Raw genomic sequence first — 16,790 nt, forward strand, 5'->3', positions numbered from 1 at the left:
CTCCCGGAAAGGTGCGCTAGCGGGGATCGGCGCCGAGGCGCTGCGGACGACGCCACAGCAGCCACACGCCCCAGGTCATCAGCGGCAGCGCGTACACCGCCAGGAACAGCCAGGTCAGCGTGCCGTAGCCCTTGGCGATCAGCCCGACCAGGCCGACCGCGCTGGCGGCGTACACCGCCAGCAGCATCGAGCCGACCGCGATCGCCGGGCGCAGCGCGCGCGGCATCGGCCGCTGCCGCTCCTCGAAGGTCTTGGCCACGCGTTCGTTGATGGCGTGCAGCAGCGCCACGCCGGTGTCCACCAGGGTCAGCAGCACCGCGATCTGGAACGCCCACTCGAACCACGGCGCATGCAGCTTGCCGAGCAGGAACGCCGACGGCAGCGCCTCGGCGCCGATCTCGTGGGAGTAGCCCATCATCGCGATGTAGAACACCACGCCGGGCAGCATGCCGAGCGGGCCGGCCAGCGCGCCGGCGGTCAGCGCCTCGCGCCGGCTGTGCAAGTGGCGGATGCAGAACAGGACCGCGGGAATGGTGGCGACGTTGTAGCCGGCGTAGCGCAGCCCGGCGCCGAACCAGCCGCCGGCCAGCGGCACGGTGGCGAAGTTGCCCTCGATGCGCTCGCCGAAGGCGACCACGCTCCAGACCAGAAACACCAAGTAGACCAGGTACAGATAGCCCACCGAGGCGGTGAGGAAGGTCTCGATCGCCGCGCTGCTGTAGACCAGCATCAGCCCGGTGGCGGCGATCATGCCCAGCGAACCGGCCAGCTTCGGCAGGCCGAACAGGCTGTGCGCGATTTCGCCGGCGGCCGCGCCCATCACCGCCAGGATCACGATCATCAGCGCGAAATAGCCGATCTCGAACAGGAACCAGGCGCGGCCGAGCAGCACCTTGAAGAACGAGCGATAGTCGTAGGCGCGGGCGACCCGGGCCAGCTCGAAACTGACCATCAGCACCGCGCTCCACACCAGCATGCTGACCGCCATGGCCAGCAGCCCGCCCCAGGGGCCGGCCGGCAGGAAGAACTCCACCAGTTCGCGCCCGGTGGCGTAGCCGCCGGCGATCACCGCCGCCTGGAACACGAATCCCGGCAGCAGATAGCGCTGGAACCACGTGGATGCCCCGCTCACCGCACGCACCGTTGCGGGTGGACGCGACACAGGGCGGGAGCATGGTCGATGGGGTTCATCTCAGGCATTCCTCCACCAAGGTGTCGAACGCCGCGCCGCCGCGCACCGGGTCGGCGACCGCGCAGCCCAGGCGCCGGCTCTCCGCCGCGCACAGCGCCTCCGCCGCGGCAGCGTCCAGGTGCGCGGTGTTGAGGCTCACGCCCGCGCACCGGATCGACGGGTTGGTGCGCCGCCCGAGCTGCAAGGCCAGCGCGATGGTGTCCTCGATGCTGGGCAGCGCGAACTGCGGATGGCCCAGCACGCGCGCGCGCCCGGGCTGGTGGCAGACCACCACCACGTCGGGTTGGCTGCCGTGCAGCAGCGCCAGCGAGACGCCCGCATAGGCCGGATGGAACAAGGACCCCTGCCCTTCGATCACGTCCCAGTGGTCGTCGGCGGCCGCGGGCGACAGCAGCTCGGCCGCGCCGGCGGCGAAGTCCGCCACCACCGCGTCCATCGGGATGCCGCTGCCGGCGAGCATGATCCCGGTCTGGCCGGTGGCGCGGAAATCCGCTGCGACGCCGCGCCGCGCGAACGCCCTGGCCAGCGCCAGCGCGGTGTACTTCTTGCCCAGCGCGCAGTCGGTGCCGACCGTCAGCAGCCGCTTGCCGCTGCGCGGCGTGCCGCTGGCGACACGGAGGCCCGGCGGCGGCTGGCGCACGTCGATGAGCTGGCGCCCCAGCGCGGCGGCCGTCTCGCGCAGGCGCTCGATCTCGCCCATCCGCACGTGCATGCCGCTGACGATGTCCAGGCCGGCCTCCAGCGCCTGCACGATCGAGTCCACCCAGCCCTGCGGGATGACGCCGCCGGCATTGGCCACGCCGATGACCATCGAGCGCGCGCCGCGCGCCGCGGCCTCGGCCGGCGTCAGCCACGGCAATCCGGCGCTGACCGTCGCGCCCGCGCAGGCGAATTCGCCGACGCAACGCTCCGGCGCCCAGTCGCGCAATCCGAACGCGGTCTTGGCGTAGCCGGGTTCGGTGACGTCGCCGAGGAACAGCAGATGCGGCCCTGGCAGCGCCTTCACCGCCGGCGGGGATGACACGTGGGTCTGTGGCATACGCGGTCGTTCACCTGGAAGATCGTGGGCGCGGGCCGCCGCTGCATGGCGGCCGATGCGAAGGCTGCCGCCGGAACGCGGCCCTGCGACTAGAACCGGTAGTCGAGTTCGACGCCGACGGTGCGCGGGCGGATCGGCACCGCCGTCACCTGCACGGGCGTACCGCTGACCTCGCTGTCCAGCGACGTCAACGAGGACCAGGCGTCTTCGTCGGTGACGTTGTTGGCGTACAGGCGCAGTTCCCAGTTGTTGCGGCCGATGCCGGCGTACAAGTCCAGGACCCGGTAGCTGTCCAGTTGCAGCGGCGCGGTGATCGTCTCGTCCAGCACGGTGGCCGGGTCGCCCGGGGCGGTGATGCGCTGGCGTTCGGTCGTCGCGTTGACCTGCGAGCCCACGCCGCGCAGCGAGGCGCCCACCTGGCCGTTGAAGCCGCCGGCGGTCGCGAACGCATATTCGGTGTTCAAGGCCCACGACAACCTGGGCGCGTACGGCATCCGGTCGCCGGCGAGGCCGCTGTTGAGGACCACGTCGAAGCCGTCCTGCGGGATCACCGTGGGCTCGAAGTCGTTCTTGATGCGGGCCTTGGTGTAGGCGACGTTGACGCCCACGCTCCAGCGGTCGGTGGCCAGGAACAGCGCGGACAGTTCCGCGCCTTCGCTGCTCGCCTCGCCGCCATTGACCAGCCCGCCGATGCCGTTGAAGGACGCGCCGACCTGGATGTCGTCCCACTCGATGCGGAACGCGGCCAGGTCCAGCTGCACGCGGCGGTCGGCGAGCTGCGACTTGAGCCCGAGCTCGTAGCTGGTGAGCATCGAGGAATCCACCTTGGGCGGGATGCCGGGCAGCGCCACGTTCGGCCCGCCGGGCTGGTAGCCGGTCGCCACGCGCGCGTAGAGCATGCTGTCCTGGCCCAGCTTGAACTGCGGGCTCAGGCTCCAGGTGAACACGTCCTCCTCCGACTCGCCGGGCGTGTCGCCGAGCGGGACCAGGATGCCCTCGCTCACGTTCTGGCTGAACCATTGTTCGTTGCGCGCCTGGCGCACGCCGGCATCGAGCTTGAAGCGCTCGCCGATGCGCCAGGAGCCATTGGCGAACACCGCCAGCTCCTTGTAGGTGCTGGGCATGCCGAGCAAGGTCAGCGTCGAATACGATTGGTCGTAGGGCGCCGGCAGCGCCGCGCCATCGCGCTGCCGCAGCGTCGCCAGCTGGCTCTGCAACGCGTCCTCCTTGGTGTAGAAGGCGCCCAACAGCCACTCGAAGGCGCCGCCGCTCTTCGAACTCAGCCGCAGTTCCTGGGTGATCTTGTCCAGGTCGAAGGTGTAGCGCACGAACGAACTGCCGGGCTCCGGCAGGCCGAGCAGCAGGTTGGCGACCTCGCCGAACTGGATGGTCGCATCGGTCTGGGTCATGGTGTCGGTCTGCGACCAGCCGGTGGCCGACACCAGGTCCGCCCAGCCCAGGTCCCAGTCCAGGCTCAGCGAGGTCAGCGTCAGTCGCTTGGAAAACGGCTGCGGCTGCCAGGTCCTGTCCACGCGGTCGCCGAACAGCGGCGCGAGCGTGTCCGGGTCCAGCGCGGTGCCGCCGCGGTCGTCGGCATCGATGCGCTGCTGCAGCACCGACAGGTTCAGGTCGACGGCGTCGCCATCCCAGAACAACGCCCCGCGCGCGCCAATTTGCTCGCCGCCGTTGATGTCCTTGCGGCCGTCGGTGGCGTTGTCGGTGTATCCCGGCAGCCCGTTGCGCGCGAAGCTCATGCGCAGCCCCAGCCGATCCTCCTGCAGCGGCACGCTGGCGCCGAAGCGGGTGTTCCAGGCGTGCTCGCCGCCGGCCACCGAGCGCAGGCCGACACCCAGGCGCAACTCGTCGCCGCTCAGGTCCGGCGCCCGCGCCACGTACTTGAGCAGGCCGCCGATGGCGCCTGCGCCGTACAGCGTGCCTTGCGGCCCGCGCAGCACTTCCACGCGGGTGATGTCGTAGGGCAGCACGTCCAGCATCAAGGTGTTGGCGCCCTGGTAGATGCCGCTCGATCCCACCGGCACCTCGTCGATGTAGGTCGCCACCGTGGCGCCGGAGGACAGCGCCGAGATGCCGCGCAACGACACCGAGGTCTGCCCGGGGCTGCCGTTGTCCTGCACCTGCATTCCCGGGATCAGGCTCGCGTAATCGGCCAGCGAACTGGCGCCGAGGTTTTCCAGTTGCCGCTCGCCGAGCACGCTGATGGACGCGGCGACGTCGCGGACGTTCTCCACGCGCTTGTTGGCGGTGACCTCCACCTTGTCCAGCGTCGCCAGGCGTTCGGCCGTGGCCGCCTGGGGCTCTGGGCGCTGCTGCGCCGGGACGGGGGCCGCGACCGCCCACGCCAGGCTGCCGGCGATGGCGATGGCGAGGGACAACGGCGAGCGGTACCACGGGCGGGCGGACGGAAACGCGTTCATCTTGTTCTCCCCGGATGGCAATCCATGCGTTGCGAACGGCCCGCTGTGGGCGTCGCGGCGGTCGGCCATGCTCTGATCAGGGATAATGGTCCTAATCAGAGAATTGTCAATACATCTGGAAAACACCTGCAGCCGCCGGTGCCGGCGCACGGCGCCGGCCACCGGCTCAGTTCCGCGCTGCGTCGCGCCAGCCCGGCCCGCGCACCACGCGTCCCGGTTTCGCGCCGGTGTGTTCGCCCTGGCGCAGCACCTGCACACCGTTGACGAACACGTCGCTGACGCCGGTCGCGTACTGCTGCGGCGCCTTGTAGCTGGCGCGATCGGCGATGCGGGCCGGATCGAACACCACGATGTCGGCAAAACACCCAGGCTGCAGGCAGCCGCGGTCGCGCAGTTTCCAGTTCGCCGCCGGCAGGCCGGTCAGGCGGTGGATGCCCTCCTCCAGCGGCATCAGCTTGCGGTCGCGCACGTAGTGGCCCAGGAACCGGGCGACGTTGCCGTAGGCGCGCGGATGCGTGCTGGACTTCAGGAAGACGCCTTCCGGCGCCGACGATTCGGCATCCGAGCCCAGGCTGGTCCACGGCTGCTTCAACCCCAGCTCGACGTTGTCCTCGCTCATCAGGAAATACGCCGCGGCCGCGCGCGGCGAGCCGTCCTCGACGATCAGGTCGAGCAAGGTCTCCTCCGCGGGTTTGCCGCGCGCCTTCGCCACTTCCGCCAGAGACTTGCCGAGCAAGGGCTTCAGCGCTTCGTTCTTGAACTCGGTCAACAGCACGCGCTCGTCCGAGCCGGTGAGCAGGCGGATATTCTCCCAATCGACATTGGGATCCTTCATCTCGGCGAGCACGCGCGCGCGGATGGCCGGATCCTTGAGCCGGGCGATCATCGCCGCGTTGCCGCCGGCCTGCACCCACGGCGGCAGGCCCGCGCTCAGCCCGGTGCCGCCGGCGGTGTAGGCGTACATGTTGGCGCTGACCGCCAGGCCCTGCCTGCGCGCCGCGTCGATCTTCGCGATCGCCTGGGCCATCTTCGGCCAGTTCTTCTCGCCCGCGGCCTTGAGGTGATAGACCTCGGCGCGCTGCCCGGTGGCGCGGGCGATGCCGATGGTCTCGTCCAGCGCTTCCAGGAACCGGTCCGCTTCGCTGCGCATGTGCGCCACGTAGCCGCCGCCGGATTCGGCCGCGGCCTGCGCGAGCGCGGTCAGTTCGCGCGTATCGGCGAAGGCGGCCGGCGGATAGATCAGCGAGCTGCCCACGCCCAGCGCGCCTTCGCCCATCGCCTGCCGCACCAGGTCCTGCATGCGCACCAGCTGCGCCGCATCCGGCGCGACGTCGCCCTCGCCCAGCTCGTGGATGCGCACCGTGGTGGCGCCCACGAACGAGGCGACGTTCGGCGTGACGCCGCGCTCGTGCAGATGGTCCAGATACTGGCCCAGCGTGGTCCATTCGATCGGGTAGCGGATGTCGCCCTGCTGCTTCAGCGCGTCGGCCTTCATCGCCGCGTTGTACGGGCCCATCGACCAGCCCTCGCCGAAGATCTCCAGCGTCACGCCCTGCTTGGTGTCGCTCATGCCGCGGCCATCGGCGATCAGCGATTCGTTGGCCCAGCTCAGCACGTTGATGAAGCCCGGCGCCACCGCCTGGCCGCGCGCATCGACGGTGTGCGTGGCCGTCGCCGCGCTTCCCGCCGGCAGCAGCGCGGCGATGCGGTCCCCGCGCACGGCCACGTCGACGCTGCGGCCGGCCGCGCCGCTGCCGTCGTAGACCACGCCGTTGCGGATCAGCACGTCGTACGTTTCGCCGGCGGCCGCGGCGGCGGGTGCTGGCCCGCCGCCTGCGAGCGCCAGCATCAGAACGGAAAGTCGCAATCCGGACATCGGTGTGCTCCTGTGGAAACCGCGACGCCGACGGGCGGCGCCGCATGGTGGAAACCGGCAGACGTCAATGCGGGATGCCCTTCGGCAGTGGGTCCGCGGCGGCGGGCGGCGGCGATTCCGCCGACGCGGGGCGGCGCGCCCGTTCCGCCTGGCGGATGGGCCGGTCCAGCATCCACAGCAGGCAGGCCGCCAGCGCGGCCAGGCCCGCCAGCAGCACGAAGAACCCGGCGTGGCCGATCCGCGACCACAACGCGCCCACCGCGCCGGCCAGCAGGCTGCCGGTGAAGATCGCCAGGAACCATGCGGCCACCGTGGTCGCGCCCAGCCGCGGCGGCGCCAGGCGCGCGAACAGGCCCAGTCCGGTCGGCAGGATGTACAGCTCGCCCAGGGTGAGGATCGCGAAGAACGCCAGCAGCCATGGCCAGCCGACGCGCCCGCCGCCGGCCGCCCCGTCCAGCGCCGCCAGCAACAGGTAGGCCAGCGCGACGATCACCGCGCCGATCGCCATCCTGCGCGCCGGCGACGTGTCGCGGCCGGCGTCGGCGCGGCGCCGCCAGTGCAGCAGCAGCAGCGGCGTCATGCCGATGACCAGCAGCGGATTGAGCGACTGGAACCAGGTCATGGGAATCACCGCATCGCCCCAGGCCCGGTCCACGCCGACGTCGATCCACAGCGACAGCGTGTTGCCGATCTGCTCGTAGGCGCCGCGGAAGATGGTCGCCGCAAGGCCCACGCCCAGCAGCAACAGCCACACCCGCCGGCCGTCGCCGGCAGGTTCGTCCGCAGCGGCCGGCACATGCGTGCGCGTGCGGCTGTCGGGCGGAAGGTAGCCGCGGCCCAGCACGTAGATGGCCAGGCCGACGAACATGCCGATGCCGGCGGCGCCGAAGCCGTAATGCCAGCCGTAGACCTCGCCCAGGGTGCCGCAGATCAGCGGCGCCATGAAGCCGCCGATGTTCAGGCCCACGTAGTAGACGTTGTAGGCCCTGCCGCGGCGCGGGTCGTCGGCGGCGTACAGGTCGTTGATCTGGCTGGGCAGGCTGGGCAGGAACAGCCCGTTGCCCAGCGCGATGGTCGCCAGCGCGACGTAGAACAGCGGTTCGAACGCCATCAGGAAATGGCCCAGCGCCATCACGCTGCCGCCGATGATCACCGCGTTGCGCTTGCCCAGCCAGCGATCGGCGATCGCCCCGCCCAGGATCGGCGTGAAATACGCCATCGCGGTGTAGCTGCCGTAGATGAAGGAGGACTTTTCCTGGCCGAACAGCAGCTGCTTGGTCATGTAGTAGACCAGCAGCGTGCGCATGCCGTAGTAGGAGAACAGCTCCCACATGTTGGTCAGGAACAGGATGGTCAGCCCGCGCGGCTGGCCGAACCATGTCTTGTCCGCCGCCTCGCTCATGCGCCGGCCCTGTGACCCCAGACCTCGTCGCCGCAGGCGATGTGGCCGTCCTCGTAGCGCACCGACGGCACGCGGTCGCGGGCCAGGAAGATCGGCCCGTCCAGGTCGACCACATCGCAGAACTGCCCCAGCACGAACGCCGGCGCCGCGGCCAGGCTGGTGCCGCACATGTTGCCGACCATCACCCGTTTGCCCAGCTCGCGCGCGCGCTTGGCCATCAGCAGGCCCTCGGTGAGCCCGCCGCACTTGTCCAGCTTGATGTTGATCACGTCGAAGCGGTGGTGGCGCGCCTCCAGTTCGGCCAGGTCGAGGATGCTCTCGTCCGCGGCGAAGGGCAGCGCGCGGTCGATGCCGTCCAGGTCGCTTTCCCGGCCGCGCGCGCACGGCTGCTCGAGCAGCGCGACCTGCGCGGCGACCAGCGCCGGCAGCAACCGCGGCAGGGACTCCGCATCGTAGCCCTGGTTGGCATCGACCCCGATCCAGGTCCCGGGGCAGCGTGCGCGCACCGCACGCACGCGTGCGCCGTCGAGCTCCGGGTCGCCGGTCAGCTTGAGCTTCAGCGCGCGCGCCTGCACGTAGGCGGCCGCGCGCTCGGCCATGACCGCCGGCGCGTCGGCACCCACGGTGAAGGTGGTCAGCAATGGGCGCACCGCCTGCAGCCCGGCCAGCGCCCACACCGGCACGCCGCGGCGTTGCGATTCCAGCTCCCACAGGGCGCAGTCCAGCGCATTGCGCGCGCCGCCGGCGGGCAGCAGCGCGCGCAGCGTGTGCCGGTCGATGCCCGCTTCGATGCGCGGCCGCAACGCTTCGAGCGTGGCGATCATCGTCTCGGGACGATCGTCCGTGTAGTACACGCCCGCCGCCTCCCCGCGCCCGCGGTGCGTGCCGTCGCGCAGCGTGACCACCGTCGCCGGCATCGCGTCGAACACGTGTCCGGCGATGCGGAACGGCGCCGACAGCGGCAGCGGTTCGTTGTGCAGATCGAGTTCGATGGGGCCGGCGATGGTCACGCGCACCTCGCGAAAGACATGCAGGGAAGTGGCGGGCAGCGGGTGCCGCCCGCCTCGCTCAGTAGTACGCGCCGTAGCCGATCAGGTGGTGGGCCAATCCCACCCACAGCAGGTACAGGCATGCCAGCGCCAGCAGCACCGCCCACAGCTTGGCCAGCCAGCGGCGCCTGCCGCGCAGCACCTGCCATGCGTTCCACAGCGACAGCGCCGCGCCGACCGGGAGCGCCACCAGGGCGAACAGCCGCAGCGCGTTGATCATCGCGTCCGAACCGGCCCCGGTCATTTCCAGGTCGCTGAGCATCGCCACCACGAAGCCGAGCGCACCGCCGATCGACAGCAGCACCGCCAGGGCCGCCAGCCGCACCACGCGATGGGCGCGCGCGTCCTGCCCCGACAGCGCGTAGGCGACGCCATAGTGGCGGCGCACCAGCGCCGAGACCGGCCACGCCAGCACGGTCAGCAGCAGCACCGCCAGGCTCGCCGCCAGCAACGGCAGCGCGAGCGAGCGCCACAGCGACAGGCGCTCGAACACCATGATCGCCGCGTAGGGCTCCATGCTGAAACGCACGACCTTGCCGTCGACCACGTCGGCGGCCAGGCGGTCGCCGCCGGCGACGTCCTGCCACAGGTACGGCGCGATCTCGCGCCACTTCTTCGGCGCGCCGCTGGCGTCCGTCGCCATCGACACGCTGATCGTGCCGTCCTCGTTGGCCGTCACCTTGACCTGGCCCAGCAGGTTCACCAGCGACAGCAGATTGCTTTGCGGACGGCGGCTGCTGTCGTAGTGCCCGACCATCTGCTGCGCATGCAGCCTGGCCTGCTCCGGCGCGACGCCGACGGCGGCGCGCGCCGCCGGTCCCGGCAGGTAGCGGTCGGCGAATCCGCGCACCAGCGCGCCGCGGATATGGCCGGTCGCCCCATCGCGGCCGCTGCTGTTCATGGACACGAAGATGCCGATGCCGTCGTCCAGGAACAGCTGCAGATCGCTGTGGAACCACATGGTGTCGCCGCCGTGCGCGATCGCGCGGTGGCCGTTCATGGTGGTTTCGTAGAAGCCGAGCATCATCCGGTTCAGCGGCCCCACCGACGCCTGCCCGGTGGAATGCATCTTGCGCGCGGTGTCCGCCCCCAGGATGCGCGCATCGCCGTAGGCGCCGTCCTGCAGGTGCGCGATCATGAAGCGGCCCATGTCCGCACCGGTGGCCGCCAGGCTGCCCGCCGGCGCCAGGCTGATGAACTCGTAGTCCTTGGGCTTGCCGTCGGAGGCCTTGTCGTAGCCCTTGGACACCTTGGCCAGCAGGGCCGGCGGCAGCGGTTGCGCGAAGCTCGAATGGGCCATGCCCAGGGGCTGGAAGATGTGGCGCGCGATGTAGGCGTCGAACGGCTCGCCCGACACGCGCTGCACGATGTAGCCGGCCAGCGCCGTCGCATAGTTGGAATACGCCGGCGTGGCACCGGGCACGTGGATGCGTTCGGGAACCCAACGCTTCAGCGCCGCCTCCAGCGGCACGATCTGGTCGGCATGCGAGGTGATCAGGCCGCGGATCTGCTCTTCCAGGCCGGTGGTGTGGGTCATGATCTGGCGCAGCGTCATCGGCTTGCCGTCGCGCGGCGGAATCTTGAAGTCGATGTAGCGGTTGACGTCGGCGTCCAGGTCCAGCTTGCCTTGCTCGACCAGCTGCATGACCGCCGTCCAGGTGAACAGCTTGGACACCGAGCCGGGCCGGAACAGGGTGCCGTCCGGGTCGACCGGCGTGCGCTTGTCGATGTCCGAGTAGCCGTAGCCCTTCTGCAGCAGCACCTGGCCGTCCTTGACCACCACCACCACTGCGCCGGCGATGTCGCCGCTCTCCAGCGCGTAGGGCAGGTAGCCGTCCAGCCAGGCCTCCACGTCGGCGCGGGCCAGCACGGGCGCGCCGGTGGTCGCGCTGCCGGTGTCGGGCAGCGGCGAAGCGGCCGCGGTGGCCGGCGCCGGCGCCGGCGGAACGGCGGGCGGGATTGAAGGCGCCTGCCGCGCACTGACGGGCGCAAGCGATGCCACGAACAACAGACAGCCGCACAACGCGAACGGGATGACGCGCATCGCTTCTCTCCGAGCTGGTGATGAGCAATCCCGCGGCCTCGAACACCGGCGGATGCGGGCTGTCTTTGTCCTGATTTGGTAATAATGATCCCAATCGGAGAATTGTCAACCATGTCAAAAGACCCGGCCCATCCCGCTGGGGCCCTTGGCCTTCGGCCTTTCCAACCTCATCCACTAAGGCGATGATGATCCTGCCCAGGACGCTTCCCCAGGCACGGGCATTCCCTCAGGAGAGCAGGTAAGGATGAATTCGCACCACCCCACCATCGGCGGACTGCTGCGCTCGCTGCGGGCGCGCAAGGGCTGGACCCTGAAGCAGATGAGCCAGCATTCCGGCATTCCGCTCTCCACCCTGTCCAAGGTCGAGCACGACCGCCTGACCCTCACCTACGACAAGCTGCTGCAGCTCAGCCAGCGCCTGCAGCTGCGCATGTCCGAATTGTTCGCCGAGCAGGACGACACCCCCGAACCCGCGGTGACCGCGCGCCGCAGCATCGGCCGGATCGAGGACGCGATCCGGGTCAACACGCCCAACTACGATTACTACTACCTGTGCCCCGAGCTGCGCCGCAAGCGCATGATCCCGGTGCTGACCAAGGTGCGCGCCAAGAGCATCGAGGAGTTCGGCGAACTGGTCCACCACTCGGGCGAGGAGTACATCCACGTGCTCGAGGGCCGCGTGGAAGTGCACACCGAGTTCTACGACCCGATCGTCCTGGATGCGGGCCAATCGGTCTACATCGACTCCAACATGGGCCACGCCTACCTCGCCGCCAAGGGCTGCAAGGAAGCCCTGCTGCTGGGCGTGTGCTCCAGTTCCGACGAGCAGTTGCTGGAATCGCTGATGACGCTGCACGGCGACGAGACCGCCACCGGGCGCGTGCGCCAGAAGGCCGGGGCCATTGCGACGAAAACCGCTGCGGCCAAGCCGAAGGCAGTCCGTCGCAGTCCGGCCGCGGCCAGGAAAAAACCCTGACGCAGGCAACGCCAGGCGCGCGTCGCGCGGATGCTGCCGAGTGCCGATGCTGGCGGTCAGCACCGGCAACATGGCGCGGGCTCATGAGCTCGCCTTCATCCTTCCTCTCCTTGGTGAATGTCAGCCGGTCGCGCGTTGCGTATCGGAGTGCACGAGCGCGGCGAAATCGCGGCACAGCGTATCGACCGCGTCGGCCTGGGTGGCCCACGAGGTCACGAAGCGGATCACCCAGCGGCCGTCGCCCAGCCGTTGCCAGCGCTCGAAGTCGTAGCGCTGCGCCAGCGCCTCGACCGCGGAGGACGGCAGCGCCACGAACAGCTGGTTGGTCGGCGACTCCGAGGCGAACTGCGCGCCGGCCGCGGCCAGGCCGTCGCGCAGCCGCGCGGCCATGCGGTTGGCGTGCGCGGCCAGCTCGTAGTACAGGCCGTCCTCGAACAGCGCAGCGAACTGCGCCCCCAGCACCATGCCCTTGGCCAGCAGCGCGCCGCGCTGCTTGAGCAGGTAGCGGAAGTCGGCCTGCAGCGCCGGGTTCACGATCACCAGCGCCTCGCCGAGCAGCGCGCCGTTCTTGGTGCCGCCGATGTAGAACGCATCGGTCAGCGCGGCGACGTCGGCCAGGCCCAGGTCGTTGCCCTCGGCGGTCAGCGCGCTGCCGATGCGCGCCCCGTCCAGGAACAGCCACAGCCCGTGCGCGTCGCAGACCTCGCGCAAGGCCTGCAGTTCGCGCTTGCGATAGACGGTGCCGAGTTCGGTGGTGTTGGACACGTACACCAGCCGCGGCTGCACCATGTGCTCGTTGTCGTGCTCGGCCAGCAGCGGCGCGATCAACTCCGGGCTCAGCCGGCCATCGGCCGCTTCCACGGTCAGCACCTTGTGCCCGGTGGCCTCGATCGCGCCGGTCTCGTGGATGGCGATGTGTCCGCTGGCGGCGGCGATCACCGCCTGGTGCGGACGCAGGAACGCGCCGATCGCGGCCAGGTTGGTCTGCGTGCCGCCGACCAGCAGGTGCACGTCGGCGTGCGCGCAGCCGATCTCGCGGCGGATCAGCTGCGCGGCGCGTTCGCTGTGCCGGTCCAGGCCGTAGCCGCCGTTCTGCTCGGCGCTGGCCGCGGCCAGCGCGGCGAGCAGGCGCGGATGCGCGCCTTCGCTGTAGTCGTTGCGGAAGCTGATCCGCGGGTTCGGCGCGGACACGCTCACAGCCCCCTCGCCGCCTCGGCCACCGCGCGGAACAGCGCGCGGCCCTTGTTCATGGTTTCGTCCCATTCGGTCTGCGGATCGGAGTCGTAGACGATGCCGGCGCCGGCCTGCACGTGCAGGCGGCCGTGCTTGATCACCGCGGTGCGGATCGCGATGGCGGTGTCGGCGTCGCCGTGCCAGCCCAGATAGCCGATGCTGCCGGCGTAGACGTTGCGCTTGATCGGCTCCAGCTCGCGGATCACTTCCAGCGCGCGGATCTTCGGCGCGCCGCTGACCGTGCCGGCCGGGAACGTGGCGCGCAGCACGTCGGCGTAGCTGAGCCCGGGCAGCAGCGTGCCGGTGACCTCGCTGACGATGTGCATGACGTGGCTGTAGCGCTCGATCACGAAGCGCTCGCCGACTTCGACGCTGCCGGCCTGCGACACGCGGCCGGCGTCGTTGCGGCCCAGGTCGATCAGCATCAGGTGCTCGGCGCGCTCCTTCGGGTCGGCCAGCAGCTCCGCCTCCAGCGCCAGGTCCTCTTCCACGGTCTTGCCCCGCGGGCGGGTGCCGGCGATCGGCCGCACGGTGACCTGGCCGGCTTCCAGCCGCACCAGGATCTCCGGCGAGGAGCCGACCACCTGGGTGTCGCCGACGTCGAGGAAGTACATGTACGGCGACGGGTTCAGCGCACGCAGCGCGCGGTACACGTCCACCGGGCGCGCGCTGAACGGCACGCTCAGGCGCTGGCTCAGCACCACCTGGAAGATGTCGCCGGCGCGGATGTATTCCTTGGATTTCTCCACCGCGGCGATGAAGCCATCGCGGGTGAAGCCGGACACGAAGTCGCTCTCGTCGAGCACGTCGCGCGCCAGCGGCGCCGGATAGCCGGCGCCTGGCTGGCGCAGCGTGGCGGTCAGCGCGTCCAGCCGCGCCTGCGCCTGCTCCCAGGCGCCGGCCTCGCGTGGATCGGCGTGCACGATCAGGTACAGGCGGCCCTTGAGGTTGTCGAACACGGCGACCTCCTCGGACAGCATCAGCAGGATGTCGGGGGTATCGAGTTCGTTGCGCTTGTCGCCGCTGGCCAGGCGCGGCTCGATGTAGCCGATGCATTCGAAGCCGAACCAGCCGACCAGGCCGCCGGTGAAGCCGGGCACGCCGTCGAGCTTGGGCACCGAATGCGCCGCGCGCAGCGCCTCGACCTCGGCGAACGGATCGGCGACGTCGCGGCGCTCGATCAGCGCGCCGTGGTCGCGCACCTCCAGCGTGTGCCCGCTGAAGGTGTACACGCGGCGCACCGGCAGGCCGATGATCGAATAGCGGCCGAAACGTTCGCCGCCTTCCACCGATTCGAACAGATAGGTGTGCGGGGCATCGGCGAGCTTGAGATAGACCGACAGCGGCGTGTCCAGGTCGGACAGCACTTCGCGGACGACGGGGATGCGGGTGTGGCCTTCAGCGGCGTAGCGCTGGAACTGCTCGCGGGTGATCAAGACGGCTTTCCTTCCGGGACTCGGTGGCGGGGCGGACGACGGCTGCAGGCCACCATCGCCACGCACGGCGAGCGGAAGTGAGGGAAAGCGGAGTCGTCAGGCTGGACACGGCGGCTACTTTACCGCAACTGCGATGGCTGGCAACGGTTGCAGGCGGCACCATCGGCGTTGCGTTGCGTGGGGTGATGCGCGGCCTGGATGGAGGACCGGGGAAAAGGCGTCGGGATTGCCTGGACTGGAAGCAGTCGGGACTGAAGTCCCTCCCACAGTGCACCCAGCATTCTCGCCCCGAGCCCCTTGTAGGAGCGACTTCAGTCGCGACGAACGAAGCGGCGGAGCAGGCGGCTTCGGAAGCAGTCGGGACTGAAGCCTCTCCTACAGTGCACCCAGCATGCTCGCCGCAAGCCCCTTGCAGGAGCGACTTCAGTCGCGACGAACGAAGCGGCGGAGCCGACGGCTGCGGAAGCGTCGGGACTGAAGTCCCTCCTACAGTGCGCCCCAACATGCTCACCGCAAGCCCTTGTAGGAGCGACTTCAGTCGCGACGACAAAGCGGCGGAGCCGGCGGCTTCGGAAGCAGTCGGGACTGAAGTCCCTCCTACAGTGCACCCAGCACGCTTGCCGCGAGCCCTTGTTAGGAGCGACTTCAGTCGCGACGAACGAAGCGGCGGAGCCGGCGGCTGCGGAAGCGGTCGGGACCGAAGTCCCTCCTACAGTGCACCCAGCACGCTTGCCGCGAGCCCTTGTTAGGAGCGACTTCAGTCGCGACGAACGAAGCGGCAGAGCCGGCGGCTTCGGAAGCGGTCGGGACTGAAGTCCCTCCTACAGTGCACCCAGAGTGCACCCAGATGCTCGCCGCGAGCCCCTTGTGGGAGCGACTTCAGTCGCGAGGCGATAACCACGCGACAAGCTGCCCCGCCGCCGCGCCGCTACCCCGCGCGGCCGCGCAGCAACGCCGAATCCAGCGGCAGGTGCATGCGCAGGCGGCCGGGCACGCAGTCGATGCGGAAATGCCGCGAAGTCTCCGGCTCGCCATCCAGGTTCAAGGTCAGCGGGATGGCCGCCTCGATGCGCAGCCACGGCAGCCGCGCGCGCACCGCCACGCGCTCCAGCGCGGCCTGCTTGCCGGAGGTGACCAGCGTGCCCAGCGTGGCGGCGACTTCGCCAGTCATCTCCGGGACGATGGTCAGGTCGAGCAGGCCGTCGTCGAGCAGCGCGTCCGGGCACAGCGCCTGGCCGCCGCCGGCCTGGCGCCCGTTGCCCAGGCCCAGCGCGATGAATTCGCCTTCCCAGGAAAACTCCGGCCCCTCGAACCGCGCCTGGATCGGGTCGATCTGGCCCAGCTTGCCCATCCCGGTGATCAGGTAGGCCAGCCCGCCGAGCATCTTCTTCAGGCCCTCGTCGGTCTCCACCGTGACCTGGGTGCCGAAGCCGCCGCTGGCGACGTTGGCGCACCAGTGCGGGCCGTGCTCGGCCTCGATGCGCAGCAGGTCGATGGCCACTGCCGGCGCCTGCGCGATCAGCTCCAGCGCGTCCAGCGGCGTGTCGGGGATGCCGGCGGCGCTGGCGAAATCGTTGGCGGTGCCCAGCGGCACCAGGCCCAGCGCCGGCAGCGCCGCGGCCGCGGCGTCGCGGTGGGCCAGCGCGCTGGCCACTTCGCTCAGGGTGCCGTCGCCGCCGGCGGCGACGATGCAGTCCGCGCCATCGGACACGGCCTCGGCCACGTAGCGTTCGGCGTCGCCCTCCTCCCAGGTCACCCGCACCTCCAACCGGATGCCGCGCGTGCGCAGGTCGGCGACGGCCTCGCGCAGGGCTTCGTCGCCCGCGGACTTGCCGTTGAGGATCAGACGCCAGTGCGGTGTTGCCATACGGACCTTCCCGGGATCAGGCCCGCAGCCTAGCCGGCGGCGGATGCGGGGCTCGTGAATGCGCCGTGCACCGACCGCGACCGCGGCGGTACCTCAGCGACGCTGCCCGCGCCTTCGCACACCCCCGGCACGAACGCCGGCGCCGCTGCCGCACCGGCGAAAGGGCGAGGACCCGCCCCTGTTGGCCGAGCGCGGCGCCACTTCCGGGCCGCGCTCCGGTCGCGGTCGGCGATGCGTTCTG

The 16,790-nt window shown here is 70.4% G+C and carries 11 protein-coding genes; 1 reads left to right on the top strand and 10 read right to left on the bottom strand.

Annotated elements, in window-relative coordinates; translation table 11 throughout:
- Nucleotides 1-16 precede the first annotated feature (16 nt).
- The 7 genes from OCJ37_RS18875 to OCJ37_RS18905 all read right to left on the bottom strand — a co-directional run bounded on the left by OCJ37_RS18875 (nt 17) and on the right by OCJ37_RS18905 (nt 11,037).
- Nucleotides 17-1,132 carry a YkvI family membrane protein gene (locus tag OCJ37_RS18875; protein WP_263111222.1) on the bottom strand — a complete coding sequence of 372 codons (1,116 nt, stop codon included), beginning with the start codon at nt 1,130-1,132 and terminating at the stop codon, nt 17-19.
- A gap of 55 nt (nt 1,133-1,187) precedes the next feature.
- Nucleotides 1,188-2,231 (bottom strand): N-acetyltransferase DgcN family protein, encoded by a 1,044-nt coding sequence (locus OCJ37_RS18880; protein WP_263111223.1) that lies wholly within the window; start codon nt 2,229-2,231, stop codon nt 1,188-1,190.
- Between the two features lie 89 nt (nt 2,232-2,320).
- Complete coding sequence (locus OCJ37_RS18885) at nt 2,321-4,666, bottom strand: TonB-dependent receptor (protein ID WP_263111224.1); 2,346 nt, start codon at nt 4,664-4,666, stop codon at nt 2,321-2,323.
- Nucleotides 4,667-4,832: 166 nt separating this feature from the next.
- Nucleotides 4,833-6,542: an N-acyl-D-amino-acid deacylase family protein gene (locus tag OCJ37_RS18890; protein ID WP_263111225.1), complete on the bottom strand. Its 1,710-nt coding sequence runs from the start codon at nt 6,540-6,542 to the stop codon at nt 4,833-4,835.
- 64 nt (nt 6,543-6,606) lie between these two features.
- Nucleotides 6,607-7,944, bottom strand: a complete 1,338-nt coding sequence (locus OCJ37_RS18895; protein ID WP_263111226.1) for a peptide MFS transporter — start codon at nt 7,942-7,944, stop codon at nt 6,607-6,609.
- Nucleotides 7,941-8,954, bottom strand: coding sequence for a dipeptide epimerase (locus tag OCJ37_RS18900; RefSeq protein WP_263111227.1), 1,014 nt, complete (start codon nt 8,952-8,954; stop codon nt 7,941-7,943). The genes OCJ37_RS18895 and OCJ37_RS18900 overlap by 4 nt, the downstream gene beginning before the upstream one ends.
- 58 nt (nt 8,955-9,012) lie before the next feature.
- Nucleotides 9,013-11,037, bottom strand: coding sequence for a serine hydrolase domain-containing protein (locus tag OCJ37_RS18905; protein WP_263111228.1), 2,025 nt, complete (start codon nt 11,035-11,037; stop codon nt 9,013-9,015).
- A gap of 244 nt (nt 11,038-11,281) precedes the next feature.
- Here OCJ37_RS18905 and OCJ37_RS18910 point away from each other — a divergent pair, with 244 nt between their 5' ends.
- Complete coding sequence (locus tag OCJ37_RS18910; protein WP_263111229.1) at nt 11,282-12,013, top strand: helix-turn-helix domain-containing protein; 732 nt, start codon at nt 11,282-11,284, stop codon at nt 12,011-12,013.
- Between the two features lie 120 nt (nt 12,014-12,133).
- On the opposite strand, the gene OCJ37_RS18915 is transcribed toward OCJ37_RS18910, so the two are convergent.
- From OCJ37_RS18915 to yegS, 3 genes are all read right to left on the bottom strand, one after another.
- Entirely contained in the window at nt 12,134-13,204 is a 1,071-nt protein-coding gene (locus OCJ37_RS18915) for a threonine aldolase family protein (protein ID WP_263113735.1), read from the bottom strand.
- A 2-nt stretch (nt 13,205-13,206) separates the two neighbouring features.
- Nucleotides 13,207-14,682, bottom strand: a complete 1,476-nt coding sequence (trpE, locus tag OCJ37_RS18920) for an anthranilate synthase component I (protein WP_263111230.1) — start codon at nt 14,680-14,682, stop codon at nt 13,207-13,209.
- A gap of 928 nt (nt 14,683-15,610) precedes the next feature.
- On the bottom strand, nt 15,611-16,549 hold the full coding sequence (gene yegS, locus OCJ37_RS18925) for a lipid kinase YegS (RefSeq protein ID WP_263111231.1): 939 nt from the start codon (nt 16,547-16,549) through the stop codon (nt 15,611-15,613).
- Between the last annotated feature and the right edge of the window lie 241 nt (nt 16,550-16,790).

The sequence above is a fragment of the Xanthomonas sp. AM6 genome, assembly GCF_025665335.1.
GTDB lineage: Bacteria > Pseudomonadota > Gammaproteobacteria > Xanthomonadales > Xanthomonadaceae > Xanthomonas_A.